General features: G+C 73.8%; 13 protein-coding genes. 9 read left to right on the forward strand and 4 right to left on the reverse strand.

Annotated elements, in window-relative coordinates; translation table 11 throughout:
• Nucleotides 1-26 precede the first annotated feature (26 nt).
• A complete protein-coding gene (locus AB0H75_RS12630) occupies nt 27-3,230 on the forward strand; it encodes a chromosome partitioning protein ParA (RefSeq protein ID WP_367794932.1) in 3,204 nt (1,067 codons plus the stop codon).
• 9 nt (nt 3,231-3,239) lie between these two features.
• On the opposite strand, the gene AB0H75_RS12635 is transcribed toward AB0H75_RS12630, so the two are convergent.
• Complete coding sequence (locus AB0H75_RS12635; RefSeq protein WP_367794935.1) at nt 3,240-4,535, reverse strand: citrate synthase; 1,296 nt, start codon at nt 4,533-4,535, stop codon at nt 3,240-3,242.
• 68 nt (nt 4,536-4,603) lie between these two features.
• On the opposite strand from AB0H75_RS12635, the gene AB0H75_RS12640 reads away from it, so the two are divergent.
• Entirely contained in the window at nt 4,604-5,818 is a 1,215-nt protein-coding gene (locus AB0H75_RS12640) for a hypothetical protein (RefSeq protein WP_367794938.1), read from the forward strand.
• Here the strand turns inward: AB0H75_RS12640 and AB0H75_RS12645 are convergent.
• Together AB0H75_RS12645 and AB0H75_RS12650 are read right to left on the reverse strand one after the other, a co-directional pair.
• A complete protein-coding gene (locus AB0H75_RS12645; protein WP_367794941.1) occupies nt 5,759-7,126 on the reverse strand; it encodes an NAD(P)/FAD-dependent oxidoreductase in 1,368 nt (455 codons plus the stop codon). The two genes, AB0H75_RS12640 and AB0H75_RS12645, sit on opposite strands and share 60 nt — an antisense overlap.
• A gap of 76 nt (nt 7,127-7,202) precedes the next feature.
• A complete protein-coding gene (locus AB0H75_RS12650) occupies nt 7,203-8,495 on the reverse strand; it encodes an MFS transporter (RefSeq protein WP_367794944.1) in 1,293 nt (430 codons plus the stop codon).
• A 147-nt stretch (nt 8,496-8,642) separates the two neighbouring features.
• On the opposite strand from AB0H75_RS12650, the gene AB0H75_RS12655 reads away from it, so the two are divergent.
• From AB0H75_RS12655 to AB0H75_RS12685, 7 genes are all read left to right on the forward strand, one after another.
• Complete coding sequence (locus AB0H75_RS12655; RefSeq protein ID WP_367794947.1) at nt 8,643-9,278, forward strand: HAD family hydrolase; 636 nt, start codon at nt 8,643-8,645, stop codon at nt 9,276-9,278.
• Between the two features lie 107 nt (nt 9,279-9,385).
• Nucleotides 9,386-10,228 carry a class I SAM-dependent methyltransferase gene (locus tag AB0H75_RS12660; RefSeq protein ID WP_367794950.1) on the forward strand — a complete coding sequence of 281 codons (843 nt, stop codon included), beginning with the start codon at nt 9,386-9,388 and terminating at the stop codon, nt 10,226-10,228.
• A 91-nt stretch (nt 10,229-10,319) separates the two neighbouring features.
• Nucleotides 10,320-10,724 carry a GntR family transcriptional regulator gene (locus tag AB0H75_RS12665; protein WP_367794953.1) on the forward strand — a complete coding sequence of 135 codons (405 nt, stop codon included), beginning with the start codon at nt 10,320-10,322 and terminating at the stop codon, nt 10,722-10,724.
• Entirely contained in the window at nt 10,721-11,611 is an 891-nt protein-coding gene (locus AB0H75_RS12670; RefSeq protein ID WP_367794955.1) for an ABC transporter ATP-binding protein, read from the forward strand. Before AB0H75_RS12665 ends, AB0H75_RS12670 begins: the two co-directional genes overlap by 4 nt.
• Nucleotides 11,608-12,666: an ABC transporter permease gene (locus AB0H75_RS12675; protein WP_367794958.1), complete on the forward strand. Its 1,059-nt coding sequence runs from the start codon at nt 11,608-11,610 to the stop codon at nt 12,664-12,666. Before AB0H75_RS12670 ends, AB0H75_RS12675 begins: the two co-directional genes overlap by 4 nt.
• On the forward strand, nt 12,663-14,084 hold the full coding sequence (locus AB0H75_RS12680; protein WP_367794961.1) for a S41 family peptidase: 1,422 nt from the start codon (nt 12,663-12,665) through the stop codon (nt 14,082-14,084). Before AB0H75_RS12675 ends, AB0H75_RS12680 begins: the two co-directional genes overlap by 4 nt.
• A 12-nt stretch (nt 14,085-14,096) precedes the next feature.
• On the forward strand, nt 14,097-15,254 hold the full coding sequence (locus AB0H75_RS12685; RefSeq protein ID WP_367794963.1) for an alpha/beta hydrolase family protein: 1,158 nt from the start codon (nt 14,097-14,099) through the stop codon (nt 15,252-15,254).
• A gap of 39 nt (nt 15,255-15,293) precedes the next feature.
• Here the strand turns inward: AB0H75_RS12685 and AB0H75_RS12690 are convergent, their stop codons facing one another.
• On the reverse strand, nt 15,294-16,175 hold the full coding sequence (locus AB0H75_RS12690) for an NAD-dependent epimerase/dehydratase family protein (protein ID WP_367794966.1): 882 nt from the start codon (nt 16,173-16,175) through the stop codon (nt 15,294-15,296).
• Nucleotides 16,176-16,183: the final 8 nt, after the last annotated feature.

Here is a 16,183-nt window from a genome sequence, read left to right on the forward strand (position 1 = left end):
GGTTACGGGGGTCACAGGTGTCGCAGGTGGAGAACGTCGTCGGGGACCGCGTGCTGATCGCCGTGCAGGCGGTCAACATCTCGCGGCTGTCGACCCATCCGGTGCCCACGGTCCCCGGCACGCTGATCGTGGTGGCGGGCGCCGGGCCGAAGGACTCCAACGGCGCGGGTAAGTCGTCGTTCATCGCCTCGATCACGGCGCTGCTCGGCGACGAGCAGTGGCGCTTCGCCTCGGGCGCCAAGGCGGTCTCCGAGCTGCTGTTCAACGCCGAGCTGGCCAGCGGCGCGGGCGGCCGCCAGTGGGCGAGCGCCGACCACGGCTACATCGTGGGCGTCTTCGCCCCACCCGGCACGGACGGCTTCCCCGCCCCGGGCGGCACGGCTGGCTTCCCCGCCCCCGCCCCGGGCGAGACCCCGCCCGCCGTCTCGGCCGTTCCCGGGGCCAGCGCCCCGCCCGCCGTGCCCGGGACCAGCGCCGCGCCTGCCGCCCTCGTCGTGCCCGGGACCAGCGCCGCGCCCGCCGTCCCGGCCGTCCCGTCGGCTGCCGGGGCCGCCGCCCACTCCCCCACTCTCATGGACGCCGACGACGGCGAGAGCGGCGAGCTGTTCGACGTGCCCGACACCTCCGGCGGCGCCCTGACCGTGTGGCTGCGCGTCAACCAGGAGGCGCCCCACCTGGAGATCCGCTGGCGCGACGGCGTCCACCTGGCGGCCTCGCCGTCGGAGGCCGAGCGGGTGGCGCGGGCCGACGAGATCTGGGCGTCGCTGCCGAGGTCCGCGGGCAAGCGCGACGTGGTGGCCCGCGACCTGACCAGGGCCCTGTACGGCGACCGCGTCCGCTGCGTGTCGTTCCTGTCCACCTCCGTACGCAGCAAGGTCGCCACCAACCTGCTCTCCCAGCCGCTCAACGAGATCTCCCCCGAGCGCGTCTTCGAGGCCATCGCCGCCCTGACCGGCCTGGACGCCGAGCTGGAGCAGGAGCGGGAGGCCCGCCGCGACGAGCACGCCAAGCGGGTGCGCGCGGCCCAGGCCGCCGACCGGCTGGCGGAGTTCGAGGCGGAGTCGAAGGCGCTGCTGGCCACCTTCGACCGGCGCGACCAGGCGCGCGTCCGGCTGGCCGAGGCGCTGCGCTGCTGGCGCGGCCGGCAGGCGCGCAAGCTGGCCGACGCCGCCGCCAAGGACGAGGCGCTGGCCGCCGAGCTCGCCCGCCACCAGGCGGCCGGCGAGGCGGCGGCGGAGGCGATCGCCCTGGTCAAGGCCGAGATCGCCACGCTGCGCGAGGACACCCTCGACCGGCAGGTGTCCCAGGCCCGCAAGGAGCTGGCGGCGATGCAGGCCAGGGCCGCCAAGCTGGAGACCGACCGCGCCGTGACCGAGAGCTCCGCCGACGAGCTGCGCGGCCGGATCCCGGCGCTGGAGGAGAGCCGCAGGTTCGCCGACGGGCGCGACGTGCCGGCGGCCGAGCGGGAGCTGCGCGAGGTCCGGCTGCGGCTCAACGAGGCGCTGAAGGCGCTCGGCGTGGCCGACCGGGAGGCCCAGTCGGCGCAGGCGGCGCTGGACGACGCCGAGGGCGGCCCGGCCGCGGCCCAGCTCAACGCGCTCGCCGCGGCGGGCGTCGCCGCGACCGGCCTGCTCGACGCGCTGGACGTGGCCGAGCAGGCCCGCGACGCGGTGCGCCCGGCGGGGCACCCCGCCGGGGGTCCGGCCGCCGCTCCCGCGGGGCTGCGCGGCTGGCCGCACGAGCACGCGGTGATCGTGGACGCCGGCCGGCTCGACGCCGCGGCCGAGGCGCTGGCCGGGCTGCCCGGGTCCGTGCTGGTGAGCGCGGCCGGGGTGAGCGTGGTGGGGGCGTTCGAGGGCGTGGCGACCGGGCGGGAGGCCCGGATCAAGGCCGCCGAGCAGCGGCTGCACCGCGCCAGGGACACCCAGGAGGCGGCGGCCCAGGCCGTCCGCGACGCCGAGGAGGCCGTGGCGGAGGCGCAGCGGCGGCTGGAGGGCGCCCAGGCCGGGGTGCGGCTGGCCGAGGTCGAGGCGAAGCTGGCCGAGCGGCGCGCCCGGCTGGCCGAGCTCAACGCGGCGGTCGAGGAGCTGGCGCCCGCCGTGGCCGAGGCCGGGCGGCTGGCCGGCTCGCTGGACTTCCGGGCCCGTACGCGGGACATGGAGATCGAGCGGATGGACGGCCGCAGGCAGCGGCACGAGGCCGAGCGGGCGCAGGCCCGCGACCAGGAGGCCAGGGTCAGCACCGAGCGGGAGGCGCTGCGGCTGGACGCGCTGGCCGCCGACTGGGGCGGCACCGCCGAGACGGCCAGGCAGTGGCTGGAGGCGCTGCCGGAGGAGGAGCGGCCGCGCACCGCCGACGAGTGGTGGCGGGTCGCCGAGCGCCACTTCGACCAGGCGTTGCGCGACACGTTCCCGGAGGAGGACGCCGAGCTGCCCGAGGAGCTGCGGTTCCTGCTGAGCGAGCGGGGCGGGAGCACGGCGCGCGAGCAGGCGACGTTCTCGGCGGTGTGCGGGGCGCTGGCGTCCTACCTGCGCGGCCAGGAGGAGTACGAGCGGCACCAGCGGCGGCAGATCGAGGCGCAGCTCGTGACCCGGCAGCGCGACCTGGCGGCGGCGGCCCGGGGCGCGGAGGAGGCGGCGCAGTCCACGGCGGTGCACCGGGCGGCGCTGACGGCGGCGATCAAGGCGCGGCTGGCGCGGGTCGCCGAGGAGTTCGACAAGCTCGACACCTCCTACGGCGGCTACGGCGCGACCCTGGAGTTCCCGGTGCCGCCCGCGCCCGCCGATCCCGAGCAGCGCTGGCAGTGGCGGGTGACGCCGAAGTGGCGGCGCGGCGAGGGGCAGGGGTTCGTGCCGTACAACCGGCGGGCCAACACCGCGCTCATGGACGAGAAGGCCGTCAAGCTGGTGTGCGCCGCCGCCATCGCCTCCTCCGGCGGCGGTCACCTGTGCCTGGTGCTCGACGAGCTGGGGCGCAACCTGGGCAAGGAGCACCGCAGGGAGGCGGTGGCGCTGTTCCGGCGGATCGGCGAGACGTACGGGATCACGGTGATCGGGGCGTTGCAGGACGACATGGAGCCGTACGCGATCGACGCCTGCGGCCAGTACGTCAAGCTGCGCCGCTCGTCGGACGCGATGCCCTACAACGAGCCGCCGGTGATCGTGGGCCACGACCAGCACGCGGAGCGGGTGCGGGCGCTGGCGGCGTACGTCGAGCGCACGACCGCCTGACGGGCGCCGCTACCTGATCGGCGGGCCGGTGTAGGAGGCGCGCAGGCGCAGCAGGGTGCCGCGCTCGTACTCCTCCGTGGCGTGCGCCAGCCAGCCGGCCACCCGGGCGACGGCGAAGATCGCCTCGCCCGCGCCGGGGATCATGCGGGCGACGGCGGCCAGGACGGCCAGGGCGAGGTCGATGTTGTGCTCGGGCAGCCGCCGCCTGCGCATCTCGGCCACCAGGGCGGCGCTCGCCGCGATCAGGTCGTGGCCGGGCGCGGCCCGCTCGACCAGGTCGAGCAGGAAGGCGCCGCGGGCGTCGCCGTTCTTGTAGATGCTGTGGCCGAAGCCGGGGACACGCTCGCCGCGCCGGATCCGCTCGGCGACGGCGCGGGCGGCCTGGCCGGGCTCGGCGATCTCGGCCAGCAGCCGCTCGGCCGCGTACGACGCGCCGCCGTGCAGCGGGCCGCCCAGCACGCCGAGCCCGGTCAGCACCACCGCGTACGGGTCAGCCCTGGCCGAGGCGGCCACCCGGGCGGCCAGGGTGGAGGCGGCCAGTTCGTGGTCGGCGAGCAGGACCAGCGCGGCGCGCAGCGCGTCGAGCAGGGCGGGCGTGGCGGGGTGCGGGCACAGGCGGGACCACAACCGCTCGGCGATCGAGTCACCGGCCGGCTCGCTCAGCTCGGGCAGGGCGTCCACCAGGCCGGCGATGAGGCGGCGGCCGGTGGCCGCGACCGAGGCGGGGTCGAGCTGGAAGCGCAGCGAGTCGGAGGCGCCGAGCACCGTGGTGATCACCTGGAGCCGGTCGAGCGGCAGCAGGTCGGCGGGCAGCCCGCGCTGCGCCGCCTCGGCCGCCCGCAGCCCTTCCCCGTCACACCGCCACGGCGCACCCCCGCCGCCGTGCCCGCTCCCCTGCCCGATCCCGCCGCCCTGCCCGATCCCGCCGCCCTGCCCGATCCCGTGCCCTCCCCTGCTCCCGTGCCCGTCTTCCCGCTCCCGCAGGGCGGCGGGGTCGCCGGTCCACAGCCAGGTGGCGACCGCCTCGAACGCGCACGTCCCGGCCAGCTCCAGCGCGTCGGCCCCCCGGTAGTAGTGCCGGTCCGCGCCGAGCGCCGTGACGGCCGACTCGATGACCAGCTCCGGCGGCTGGCCGCGCGGCCGGCCGCGGCGGGCCAGCCGCTCGACCTCCTCGGCGGAGAACAGGCTGCGCCGCCCGTCCTCGGCGTGCCGGCGGCGGAGCACCCCGCGGCTGACGTAGGCGTACAGCGTGGCCGGCTTCACCCCCAGCCGCTCGGCGGCCGTGGCCGCGTCGATCCACTCCATCCGCCCTCCCCCTACATTGACGAAAATCAATATTGATCCACGTTGAGCGAGCGTGTCAACGTGAAGTCATGCCCAAAGTCCACTTCCTCGACGTGACCAACCGGGACGGCGTGCAGACCGCGCGCACCGGCCTGTCGAAGTTCGGCAAGACCATGGTCAACTTCTATCTGGCCAAGCTCGGGGTGGCGCAGTCCGAGATCGGCTTCCCGTTCCTGTTCCACGAGGTCCCGTACGTGCGGGCGCAGCTCGCGCTCGCCGAGGCCGGCGCGTTCGGCACGCTGCGGCTGTCCGGCTGGTGCCGCGGCGTGCCGCAGGACGTCGAGCAGGCGGCCCCGCTCGGCCTGGAGCACTACAACCTGTCCATCTCGACGTCCGACTACATGATCCAGAACAAGTTCCGCGGCCGGCTGGACCGCGGCGCGATCATCAGGGAGATGACCGCCGCCGTGCGCGCCGCCAAGGCCGCGGGCGCGCTGACCGTGGGGGTGAACGCGGAGGACGGCTCGCGCACCGACGACGGGTTCCTGCTGGAGTTCGCGCTGGCGGCCAAGGAGGCGGGGGCCGACCGGGTGCGCTACTGCGACACGATCGGCGGCGACACGCCCGACCGCATTCGCGAGCGCTTCGCGAAGCTGGCCGCCGCCGCCGCGATGCCCGTCGAGACCCACTGCCACAACGACCTGGGCCTGGCCGTGGCCAACTCGGTCTCCGGCGCGCTCGGCGACCTCGACGCCGGCCAGGACGCCTGGATCAACACCTGCGTGAACGGCATCGGCGAGCGCTCCGGCAACGCCGACCTGCTGTCCACCGTCCTGGCCTTCCGGCACGGCTTCGGCCTGGACGCCGAGATCGGCGACGACCTCGACCTGTCGTGGGCCCGGCGCTTCGCGCTGTGGGCGGCCTACGCCTTCGGGCAGCCGCTGCCGTACAACCAGGTGGGGGCCGGCCGTAACGCCTTCGCCCACGAGTCGGGCATCCACGCCGACGGCGCGCTGAAGGACCACGGCAACTACGAGCTGTACGACGAGGCCACGCTCGGCCCGTTCCCGCAGGACTGGCACGCCCGCGCCGGCCGGGTCGTGCTGACCGGCGAGTACGGCGGCAAGTCCGGCTTCCGGCACGTCATGGACGGCCTGGGCATCGAGGTGACCGACGAGGACCTGACGTTCCGCCTGGTCCAGCTCTGCAACGCGATGACCGGCAAGCCCCTCACCGACGACGAGCTACGCCTGATCGCCGCCCACCCGCGCGAGCTGTCGCTGCTCTTCCCCGCCCACGCCTGACGCCCGGGGCCGGTCGAGGGCGGCGGCGGCGCGGAAGTCCTCGTCGGGGTGCTCGATCGCGCCGAGCTGCACGGTGTTCCGCCGGAACAGCGCCGACAGCGTCCAGTCCGCCAGCACGCGGGCCTTGTGGTCGAGGGTCGGCACCCACGCCAGGTGGTACGCCCGGTGCGCCAGCCATCCCAGGAGCCCGGTCAGCCGCAGCCGGTACACCTGGGCCACCCCCTGGTGGTGCCCGAGCCCGGCGACCGAGCCGAGGTAGGCGTGCCGGTACGGGCGCAGCGGCCGCCCCCGCACGTAGGCCACCAGGTTGCGGCCGAGCAGCTTGGCCTGGCGGACCGCGTGCTGGGCGTTGGGGCCGGTGAACTCGCCCGGCCGGGTCAGGTCGGGCACCGCCGCGCCGTCGCCGGCGGCGAACGCGTCCGTCAGCCCCGCCACCGTCAGGTACTCGGTGGCGGTGATCCGGCCGAGGCGGTCCACGGGCAGGCCGCTGTCGGCGGCCAGCGGGTTGGGCCGGCCGCCGGCGGCCCACACGAGCGTGCCGGCGTCCAGGCGGGTGCCGTCGCTCAGCTCGGCCACGCCGTTCTCGGCCGAGACGAGCCGGGTGCCGAGGCGGATGTCCACGCCGCGCTCGCGCAGCGCCTTCACGGCCCAGCGCCCCAGCTCGGGGTGCAGTTCGGGCAGGATGCCGTCGGTGGCCTCGACCAGGGTCCAGCTCAGGTCGGCGGGCTCGACGCCCTCGTGGTGCCGGACGGCCTCGTCGGCCAGGCCCTGCATCTCGGCCAGCGCCTCCACGCCCGAGAAGCCGCCGCCGACCACCACGAACGTCAGCGCCCTGCGCCGCACCCGCTCGTCGTCGGTCGAGACGGCCGCGGCGAGCTGGGCCAGGACGCGGTTGCGCAGGTGCACGGCCTCGGCGACGGTCTTGAACCCGACGGCGTTCTCGGCCAGGCCGGGGATGGGCATCAGGCGGGTGACCGAGCCGGCCGCCATCACCAGGATGTCGTAGCCGATGCTCCTGGCCGGGCCCTGCGCCGGCTGGAACTCCGCGCGGCGCTCGTCGTGGTCCACCTGGGTGATCCGGCCGGTCAGCACCCGCACGCCCTTGAGCACCCGGCCCAGGGCGGCGACGACGTGCCGCGGCTCGACCGCCCCGCCGGCGGCCTCGGCGAGGAACGGCTGGTAGGTCATGTAGCCGCGCGGGTCCACGACGGTGACGCTCGCCTCGCCCGAACGGATCAGCTTGCGCAGCCCCAGTGCGGTGTACATGCCGACATATCCACCACCGACGATCAGAATGTGCTTGCTCACTGTCCCGTCTCCTTTCGGGTCTTCCACCGTGAGGACGGGACAGCGACCGCATTCGTGACAGGTTCGCGGGATTTCTCTACAGGGATTTGCCGCCGGTTTCCGGGAGGGCGAGGAGGCACAGGAGGCTCAGCAGGGCCATCGCCGAGACGTACGCGCCGATCGCCGTGGCGCCGAGCCCGCCGGCCTGCATGCCGGTGGCGACCAGGGGCGGCACCGCGCCGCCCAGCACGCCGCCGAGGCTGTAGGCGACGGAGGCGCCGCTGTAGCGGTACTCGGTCCTGAACAGCTCGGGCAGGTAGGCGCCCATCGGGCCGAAGATCAGCCCCATGAGGCCGAGCGCGCCCGCCAGCGCCACCCCGACCAGGACCACCGACCGGGTCTCCATCAGCGGGAACATCGCCAGCCCCCACGCGATCGCCGCCCCGCAGCCGGTGATCAGGGTGCGCCGGCGGCCCAGGCGGTCCGACACCACGGCCGAGGCGACCGTGCCGGCCGCCATGAAGACGACGCCGATCATGGTGAGGCCGAGCATCGTGGTCCGCGGGATCTCCAGCGTGGCGGTGCCGTAGGCCAGGCAGTAGGTGGTGGCGGTGTAGAACAACGTGTACGCCACCGTCATGGCCCCGGCGCCGAGCAGCACCCGCCCCCACTGGTGCCGCATGAGGCCGGCGAACGGCACCTTGGCGATGCGCCGCTGGTCCATCGCGGCCTTGAAGACCGGCGTCTCGGAGATCCTGAGCCGGACGTACAGGCCGACGATCACCAGCAGCAGGCTGGCCACGAACGGCAGCCGCCAGCCCCACCCGTCGAACTGCTCCTCGCTCAGCACCTCGCCCAGGACGAGGAAGAGCCCGTTGGCCACGACGAACCCCACCGACGGCCCGAGCTGCGGGAACATCGCGTAGAGCCCGCGCTTGCCGGGCGGCGCGTGCTCGGTGGCCAGCAGCGCAGCGCCGCCCCACTCGCCGCCCAGGCCGATGCCCTGCGTGAAGCGCAGCAGCACCAGCAGCACGGGCGCGGCGACGCCGATGGCGGCGTAGCCGGGCAGCAGCCCGATCAGCACCGTGGACAGCCCCATGACCAGCAGCGACACCACCAGCATGGACTTGCGCCCGATCCGGTCGCCCCAGTGGCCGAACACGGCCGAGCCGAGCGGCCGGGACACGAACGCCACCGCGAACGTCGAGAACGAGGCGAGGCTGCCCGCCACCCGGTCCATCTCGGGGAAGAACGCGGTGTTGAGCACCAGGGCCGCGGCGGTGCCGTAGATGTAGAAGTCGTAGAACTCGATCGCGGTGCCGACGAGGCTGGCGGCGGCGATCCGGGTGCGGCTCGGCGCGGCGGTGTCCCGCTGGGGGGCTGTGTTCATGAATGTCTCACTATGCGGACTGACATCTTGTTAGGCGATACGAAAACGCTACCACCTGCCACGACGTGTCCCCACTCCCCCGAAAGCAGGCGAAACCCCTCCCGATAGGGTCAGATCAAAGACCGCGAAACACGGAGGTAAGGCGCGTTGGCTGTCGATCTGGTCATCTTCGACTGCGACGGGACGCTGGTCGACAGCGAGCCCATCTCGGTACGGGTGGGCACCGCCGCGCTGCGACGCCTGGGCTGGTCGATCGACGAGAAGGAGTACGCCGAGCGCTTCGTGGGCTGCACCAACGAGTTCTGGGCCGAGCAGGTCGGCGAGACCCCGCCGGGCTGGAAGGAGCAGCTCGACGCCGAGTACGTGGCCGCGATCAAGGCCGAGCTGTGCGTCATCGAGGGCATCGAGGAAGCCCTCGACCGGCTGTCCATCCCGAGCTGCGTGGCATCCAACGGCCGCCACCGCACGATCCGCCGCAGCCTGGAGATCACCGGGCTGGCGGAGCGGTTCGCGGGGCGGGTCTTCAGCGCCGAGGACGTGGCGCGGGGCAAGCCGGCGCCCGACCTGTTCCTGCACGCCGCCGCCGCGATGGGGGCCGAGCCGGAGCGGTGCGTGGTGGTGGAGGACAGCCCGTTCGGGGTGATGGCGGCGGTGAGCGCGGGCATGCGCTGCCTGGCGTACGCAGGCGGCCTCACCCCGGCCGAGCGCCTGACGGGCCTCGGCGCCACCCACCTCTTCCACGACCCGGCCGGCATCCCCGACCTGATCGCCGCCCTGGACTGACCGGCCGCCGATTTCGATATCGCCATTCTTTGCGGCCGTTATCGTCAATTGATTTTCCCGTGTTATGCTCTTTGCATTCCCCGAAAAGCCGTGGCTAGCATCGCCGCGTGAATGACGAGAAACCCAGCCTCACGGCGATGATGGCGGCCGCCGCCCGCGCCGCCCACCTCGTGGTCGACGAGCCCCCGCACATCTTCACGGACCACCTCGCCGCGCGGCTCCTCGGCGAGCGGGCCGGGGAGCTGCTCGGCTACCACCGCCTGCACGGCGGCCACCTCATCCTGTCCGGCACCCGCGCCCAGGTCACCTCCCGCAGCCGCCACGCCGAGGACCGCCTGCGCCGGTCCGGCCTCACCCAGTACGTCAGCCTCGGCGCCGGCCTCGACACCTTCGCCCAGCGCGCCGCGGGCGGCCGGATCCGCGTCATCGAGGTCGATCACCCGGCCACCCAGGAATGGAAACGGCGCCTTCTCGCGGACGCCGGGATGGCCATTCCGGAATTTCTCACCCTCGCCGGCGTCGATTTCGAGAAAGAGGACCTGACCGCCCGGCTCCGCGCGGCCGGGCTCGATCTCTCCCGGCCCGCGTTCGTGAGCTGGCTCGGGGTGAGCATGTATCTCACGGCGGAGGCGATCTCCGCCACGCTCGCCGCGTTCGCCGCCTTCGCGCCCGGCTCGGAGCTGGTCATGGAGTACGCCCTGCCCGCCGGCGCGCGGGACGAGCCGGGCGAGGAGATGGCCGGGTACGCGCTGCCGGCGGCCGCCGAGCGCGGCGAGCCCTGGCTGTCGTTCCACACCCCCGAGGAGATCACCGCGCTGCTGGCGGGCCACGGCCTGCGGGTGGCCGAGCACGTGCGCCAGGCCGACATCCCGGCCGTGGCCGCCAGGACCGCGCCCGCGCCGGTCAGCGTGGACCTGTGCCGCCTGGTCGTGGCCACCCCGGCCGGCTGACCAGGCCCGGCCCCGACCTGCCGCCGAGCCCGCGGTGACCTTTACGGCCTCCTTAATATCTAGGAATCTATAGTCCTATGAACCTAGATAAATGGAGAAGCCGGTGATCGAGTTCTACCTGGACGGCAGGTCGGGCGTCTCGCCGTACCTGCAGCTGGTCCAGCAGGTACGGCACGCGCTGCGGCTCGGCCTGCTGCGCGAGGGCGACCAGCTACCGACCGTCAAGGAGGTCGTGGCGCAGCTCGCGATCAACGCCAACACCGTCCTGAAGGCCTACCGGGAGCTCGAACACGAGGGCCTGGTCGCCGCCCGCCCGGGGGTGGGGACGTTCGTGACGGCGACGCTCACCGGCGCCTCGCTGGCCGCGCACGGCCCGCTGCGGTTGGAGCTGCGGCGCTGGCTGGCCAAGGCCCGCCGGGCCGGCCTCGACGACGAGAGCATCGAGGCCCTGTTCATGAGCACCTTTCGGACCACCGCTCAGGAGGACATAGCGTGACTTCCGTCCTGCAGGCCCAGTCGCTGGGCAGGAGATACGGCAAGCGGTGGGCGCTGCGCGAGTGCACCATCGACGTCCCGGCGGGCCACGTCGTCGGGCTGGTGGGCCCCAACGGCGCCGGCAAGACCACGCTGCTGAAGCTGGCCGCCGGCCAGCTCGAACCGACGGCCGGCGGCATCACCGTGCTCGGCGGCCGGCCCGCGGGCACGCCCGCGCAGCTGGCCAGGATCGGGTTCGTCGCCCAGGACACCCCCGTCTACGCGGGCCTGACCGTCGCCGAGCACTTACGGCTGGGAGAGCGGCTCAACCCCCGCTGGGACGCCGCCTTCGCCCAGGAGCGCGTCGCGCGGCTCGATCTCGCCCCCGCCCAGCGGGCGGGCAAGCTGTCGGGCGGCCAGCGCGCCCAGCTCGCCCTCACCCTGGGCCTGGCCAAGCAGCCCGAGCTGCTGATCCTGGACGAGCCGGTCGCCTCGCTCGACCCGCTGGCCCGCAGGGAGTTCCTGCAGGCGCTGATGGAGGCGACCGCCGAGCACGAGTTCAGCGTGGTCCTCTCCTCCCACCTGGTCTCCGACCTGGAACGCGTCTGCGACTACCTGATCGTGCTGGTGGACTCGCGGGTGCAGGTCGCCGGGGAGGTCGAGGAGCTGCTGGCCACCCACCACCGGCTCACCGGCCCGCGCCGCGACCCCGACCGGCTGCCCGCCGGCCAGCACGTCGTCTCCGCGCGGCACACCGACCGGCAGAGCACCTACGTGGTCCGTACCGAGGCGCCGATCCACGACCCCGCCTGGACGGTCAGCCGGCTCGGCCTGGAGGACCTCGTCCTGGCCTACATGGACAAGCGCGCCGCCGAGAACCGGCGCGTCGCCCTGGAGGTGCTGCGATGATCTGGCTGACCTGGCGCCAGCTCCGCGGCTCGGCCGCGATGATGGGCGCCCTGCTCGTCGTCCTCGCCGCCGTCCTGGCCCTGACCGGCCCGGGACTGGTCTCCGGCTACTCCTCGGGGATCGCCGGCTGCACCACGGACAACACCTGCGAGAACTTCTACAACCGCTTCTTCGGCGAATACGACCTCCCGTTCACGGCCCTGACCCTCGTCGTGCTCGTCCTGCCCGCCCTCGTCGGCCTCTTCTGGGGAGCGCCGTTGATCACCCGCGAGCTGGAGGCGGGCACGCATCTGCTGGTGTGGAGCCAGAGCATCACCCGCGGCCGCTGGCTGGCCGTCAAGCTCGGGCTCACCGGGCTGACGGCCGTGGCCGCCGCCGGCCTGTGCGGTCTCATGGTGACCTGGTGGTCCAGCCCCCTGGACGCGTCGGCCGCCGAGGGCATGGCCCTGATGGCCCCCCTGGTGTTCAGCGCCCGCGGCATCGCCCCGATGGGGTACGCGGCCTTCGCCTTCGTCCTCGGCGTGACCGTGGGCATGCTGGTGCGCCGCACGCTGCCCGCCATGGCCCTCACGCTGGCCGTTTTCGCCGCGATCCAGCTCGCCCTGCCGGCGGTGGTCCGTCCTCATCTGATGGCCCCGGTGACCGCGACCTTCGAGCTCGGCAGGGCGAACGTGGACAGCCTCAGCATCCCCCGGGAGGGAGGCGCGGCCCCACGGCTGTTCTTGCAGGAGGCCGTTCCCGGCCGGCCGGGTTCCTGGGTCCTGGCCAACGAACTGCTCGGCCCGGCCGGGCGCGTGATCTCCGGCGGCAGCAGCGGCGCCGGAGCCGTCATCGACGTCTCCTCCACGTCGGGGTCCTGCGCACCGGGGAGCGCGTCGGGCGCCGGGGACGGCTGCCTGGGCGAGATCAACCGCCTGGGCTACCGGCAGCAGGTGACCTACCAGCCCCTTGAGCGCTTCTGGGTGTTCCAGTGGATCGAGACCGGAATCTACGCCCTGCTCACCGCTGTCCTGACGTGGCTGTCGTTCTGGTGGATCCGGAGACGGATCTCATGACCGCGATCAGGGCCGCGACCGCCGGGCTCGCCCTCCTGCTGGCCGTGGCCTGCACACCCCCGGCGGCACCGCGCAGCGAGTCGAACACGGCAGGCGGTACGGTCTGCGCGCCGCCCCAGGGCCGCCCGCCGGCGCAGACGCCCACCACGATCGACGTCATCGAGCAGGCGTACTTCTGCATTCTGGGCCACTACTACAGCGGCGCCACGCTGGACGCCCGCTCGCTGCTGACCTCCGGATTCATCGCGTTGACGCGGGAGCTCGACCTCAGCGGGCGTGACGTCCCCGACGCGACCATGCCGGCGCTGACCGGCGACCGGAAAGCCGACTGGGCCGCTTTCGAGGCCGTCTACCGGAAGGTCACCGCTCAGGTCCCCGACCTGAGCGGCAAGCTGGCCGTCACCACCCTCCAGGCCATCGTGGCCGCCCTCGGCGACAATCACGCCACGTGGGTGCACGACCTCGGAGGGGCACCCCCCGGCTACCATGACGGTGACGGTTACGGCCTGGGTCTTCAGGCGAGCGTCAACGGAGCCCAGGTCAACGGCAACCCCGGCGCCGCGCTTCCCCCGCTGTTCGTCACCGTCGTGGAGGGCGGCGCGGCGCGGGCCGCCGGAGTGCGTCCGGGCGACATCGTCGAATCGATCGACGGCTCGGCGCCCTTCATCGACGGGCAACCCACCCCCGCGATCGCCGCGCTCTACCCGCGGTACCCGCAGGCCGGCCCGGTCGAGCTGCGGCTCCTGCGGCAGAGCACCGGCCGCCGCTGGAGGGTGACCCTCAAGCCCGGCGTCTACGAGCGGGACCTGGCCGCCCTGCAAGGGGTGACGTCGAAGCCGCTGGGGAACGGCATCGCCTACGTGCGGGTACGCGCGTTCGCTCCCGACGCCGCGGACCGGGTCCTCAAGGGGATCTCCCGGCTGCGTACCGGCCGGACGCTCACCGGTGTCGTGCTGGACCTGCGGGGCAACGGCGGCGGCAGCGCCCCCGAGGCGATCCGGCTGCTGAGCGCCTTCGTCCACGGCAGGGTCACCGCCTACCTGTGCACCGCGGACGCCAGGTGCGAGGCCCTGCGGACCGATGACACGGTCGAGCTGCTCGGCCTGCCGCTCGCGGTGCTCACCGACCGCAGTTGCGCCTCGGCCTGCGAGCACTTCAGCTCCGCGGTCAAGGACCTGGGCATCGGCCGGCTGGTCGGCACCAGGACCGCCGGTGCCGTCTCCGGCCCCTCGGAGCCGTTCCAGCTCAGCAACAACACCATGCTGTCCTTCCCCCTCAGGCACCACCTGGGGCCCAACCGCGAGACGCTCGACCGGATCGGCGTGCCGCCCGACCACCACGTGCCCCTGACCCCGGAGGACGCGGCCACCGGGCGCGACCCCGCCCTGGCCAAGGCGCTGGCCCTGCTGGAGAAGTGAATGAGCCTCCCGATGAGACGGACCCTGGCGGTCGCCTCAGGGCTGGCCGTCCTCGCCGCGTCCGCCTGCTCCGCGCCCGTGCCGCCCCGGTCGGCCGCCGCCCCGCCGGCCACACCCACCGGCCCGGCCGTCCTGCCCGCCCCCACCGGCGGCCGCCCCGTCGGCACCACCGTCCTGCACCTGACCGACGAGTCACGCCCCGATCCCTGGAACCCCGACGTCGACGCCAGGGAGCTCAAGGTCACCCTGTGGTACCCGACGGAGCAGAGGCACGGGCAGCGGGCGCCGTACATGACGCCGCAGGAGTCGGAGCTCTTCCTGAAGGGCTCCGGGATCGCGGGCGTGCCGTCCGGCACGCTGAGCAGGACGCGGACGAACGCCATCGAGGACGCCGAGCCCGCGCGGGGGAAGCTCCCGCTGGTGGTGCTCTCCCCCGGCTTCACCAAGCCGATGAGCTCGCTCACCTCCCTGGCCGAGGAGCTGGCCAGCCGGGGGTACGTGGTGGCCGGGATCGACCACACCTACGAGAGCCACGTCACGACCTTGTCCGACGGGCGGGTGGCCGAGTGCCTCGCGTGCGACAGCGACACCGATCCGGGCTTCGGCACCAGGGTGGTCCAGGGCCGGGCGGCCGACGTCTCCTTCGTGCTCGACCGGCTGCCGTCGCAGTGGGACGGTTCGGGCCTGATCGACCGCTCCAGGATCGCGATGGTCGGCCAGTCGATAGGCGGGGCCGCCGCCGTGGCGGCCATGGTGAAGGACTCCCGGGTGCGCGCCGGGATCGACATGGACGGCACCACCTACGCCCGCATCCCCAGGAGCGGCTTCTCCCGGCCGTTCATGTTCATCGGTTCGGAGCAGCACGTCCCCGGCGGCGGCGACTCCTCGTGGGACCGTGACTGGGAACTGCTGACCGGGTGGAAGCGCTGGATCGTGGTGACCGATGCGGACCACCAGGCGTTCACCGACCTCCCGCTGGTGGGGCCCTCCCTCGGCGTCACGCCCGCCCCCGGCGTCCTGCCCGCGGCGCGCGCCGCCGAGCTCACCAGGACCTACGTCGCGGCCTTCCTCGACCAGCACCTGAGGTCGCGGCGGCAGCCCCTCCTGGACAAGCCGTCCCCGCGCTTCCCCGAGGTCGGGTTCTGCCCCGCGACCTGCGGACGGTCCTAGGCCCGGCACGCCGTGAAGCGGCCGGGCCGGACGGGGCGGTCAGGAGCGGGCGTGCCCGTTCTCGTCGAGGTAGTCGCGCCACGAGCGTTTCGGGGTCCAGCCCAGCAGCCGGTGGGCCTTGTCGCAGGACAGGCCCGAGGCGTCCGGGCGGGCGAGGGGCCGCAGCTCGATCTCCTCGCTGACGTGCCGGCGCAGCATGACCGCGAAGTCGTGCCCGCCCGCGTTGTCCGGCGCGGCGATGTTGAACACCTCGTGGCCCGGCAGGTCCGACTCGACCGCCAGGACGATCGCGTCCGCCAGGTCGTACACGTCGGTGTAGCTCCACAGCCCCGGCCCGGCGCGCGTGGGGTCGCGGACCTGGGGGCCGAGGTTGCGCTCGTAGTTGCCCTCGTGCTGCACCCAGCTCGGCCGCAGCGAGATGCACCTGATGTCGGAGCGGCGCACGGCCGCGTCCATGAGCTGCTCGCCGAAGTGCTTCGACAGCGCGTACGGGTCCTGCGGCCGGATCGGGTGCTCCTCGTCCACCGGCGCGTAGTCGGGCAGGAACGGCCGCTCGGCGAAGAAGAACCCGGGTACCGTCTCGCTGGAGATGTTCACGAACCGGGACACGCCGAACCGCACGGCCGCCTCGATCGTGTTGAACGTCGCCATCAGGTTGTTCTGGAACACCACCTGCGGCGGGTTGTGGGCGGGATTGGGGATGGCGGCCGTGTGCACCACCGCCTCGGCGCCGCGTACCACGGCGAACGCCTGACCGGCGTCGGTCAGGTCGGCCTGTAGGTAACGGGGGGCGCCCGGCTCCTCCCGTTCCCAGACCGGGCGGGTGACGTCGGTGACGGTCACCTCGTGGCCGGCCGCCTGCAACGCCAGGACGGCCGCCCGTCCGACCTTGCCGTGTGCCCCGGTGACGACGACGCGCATGGGCGTAC

The sequence above is a fragment of the Nonomuraea sp. NPDC050783 genome, assembly GCF_040802095.1.
Classification (GTDB): domain Bacteria; phylum Actinomycetota; class Actinomycetes; order Streptosporangiales; family Streptosporangiaceae; genus Nonomuraea.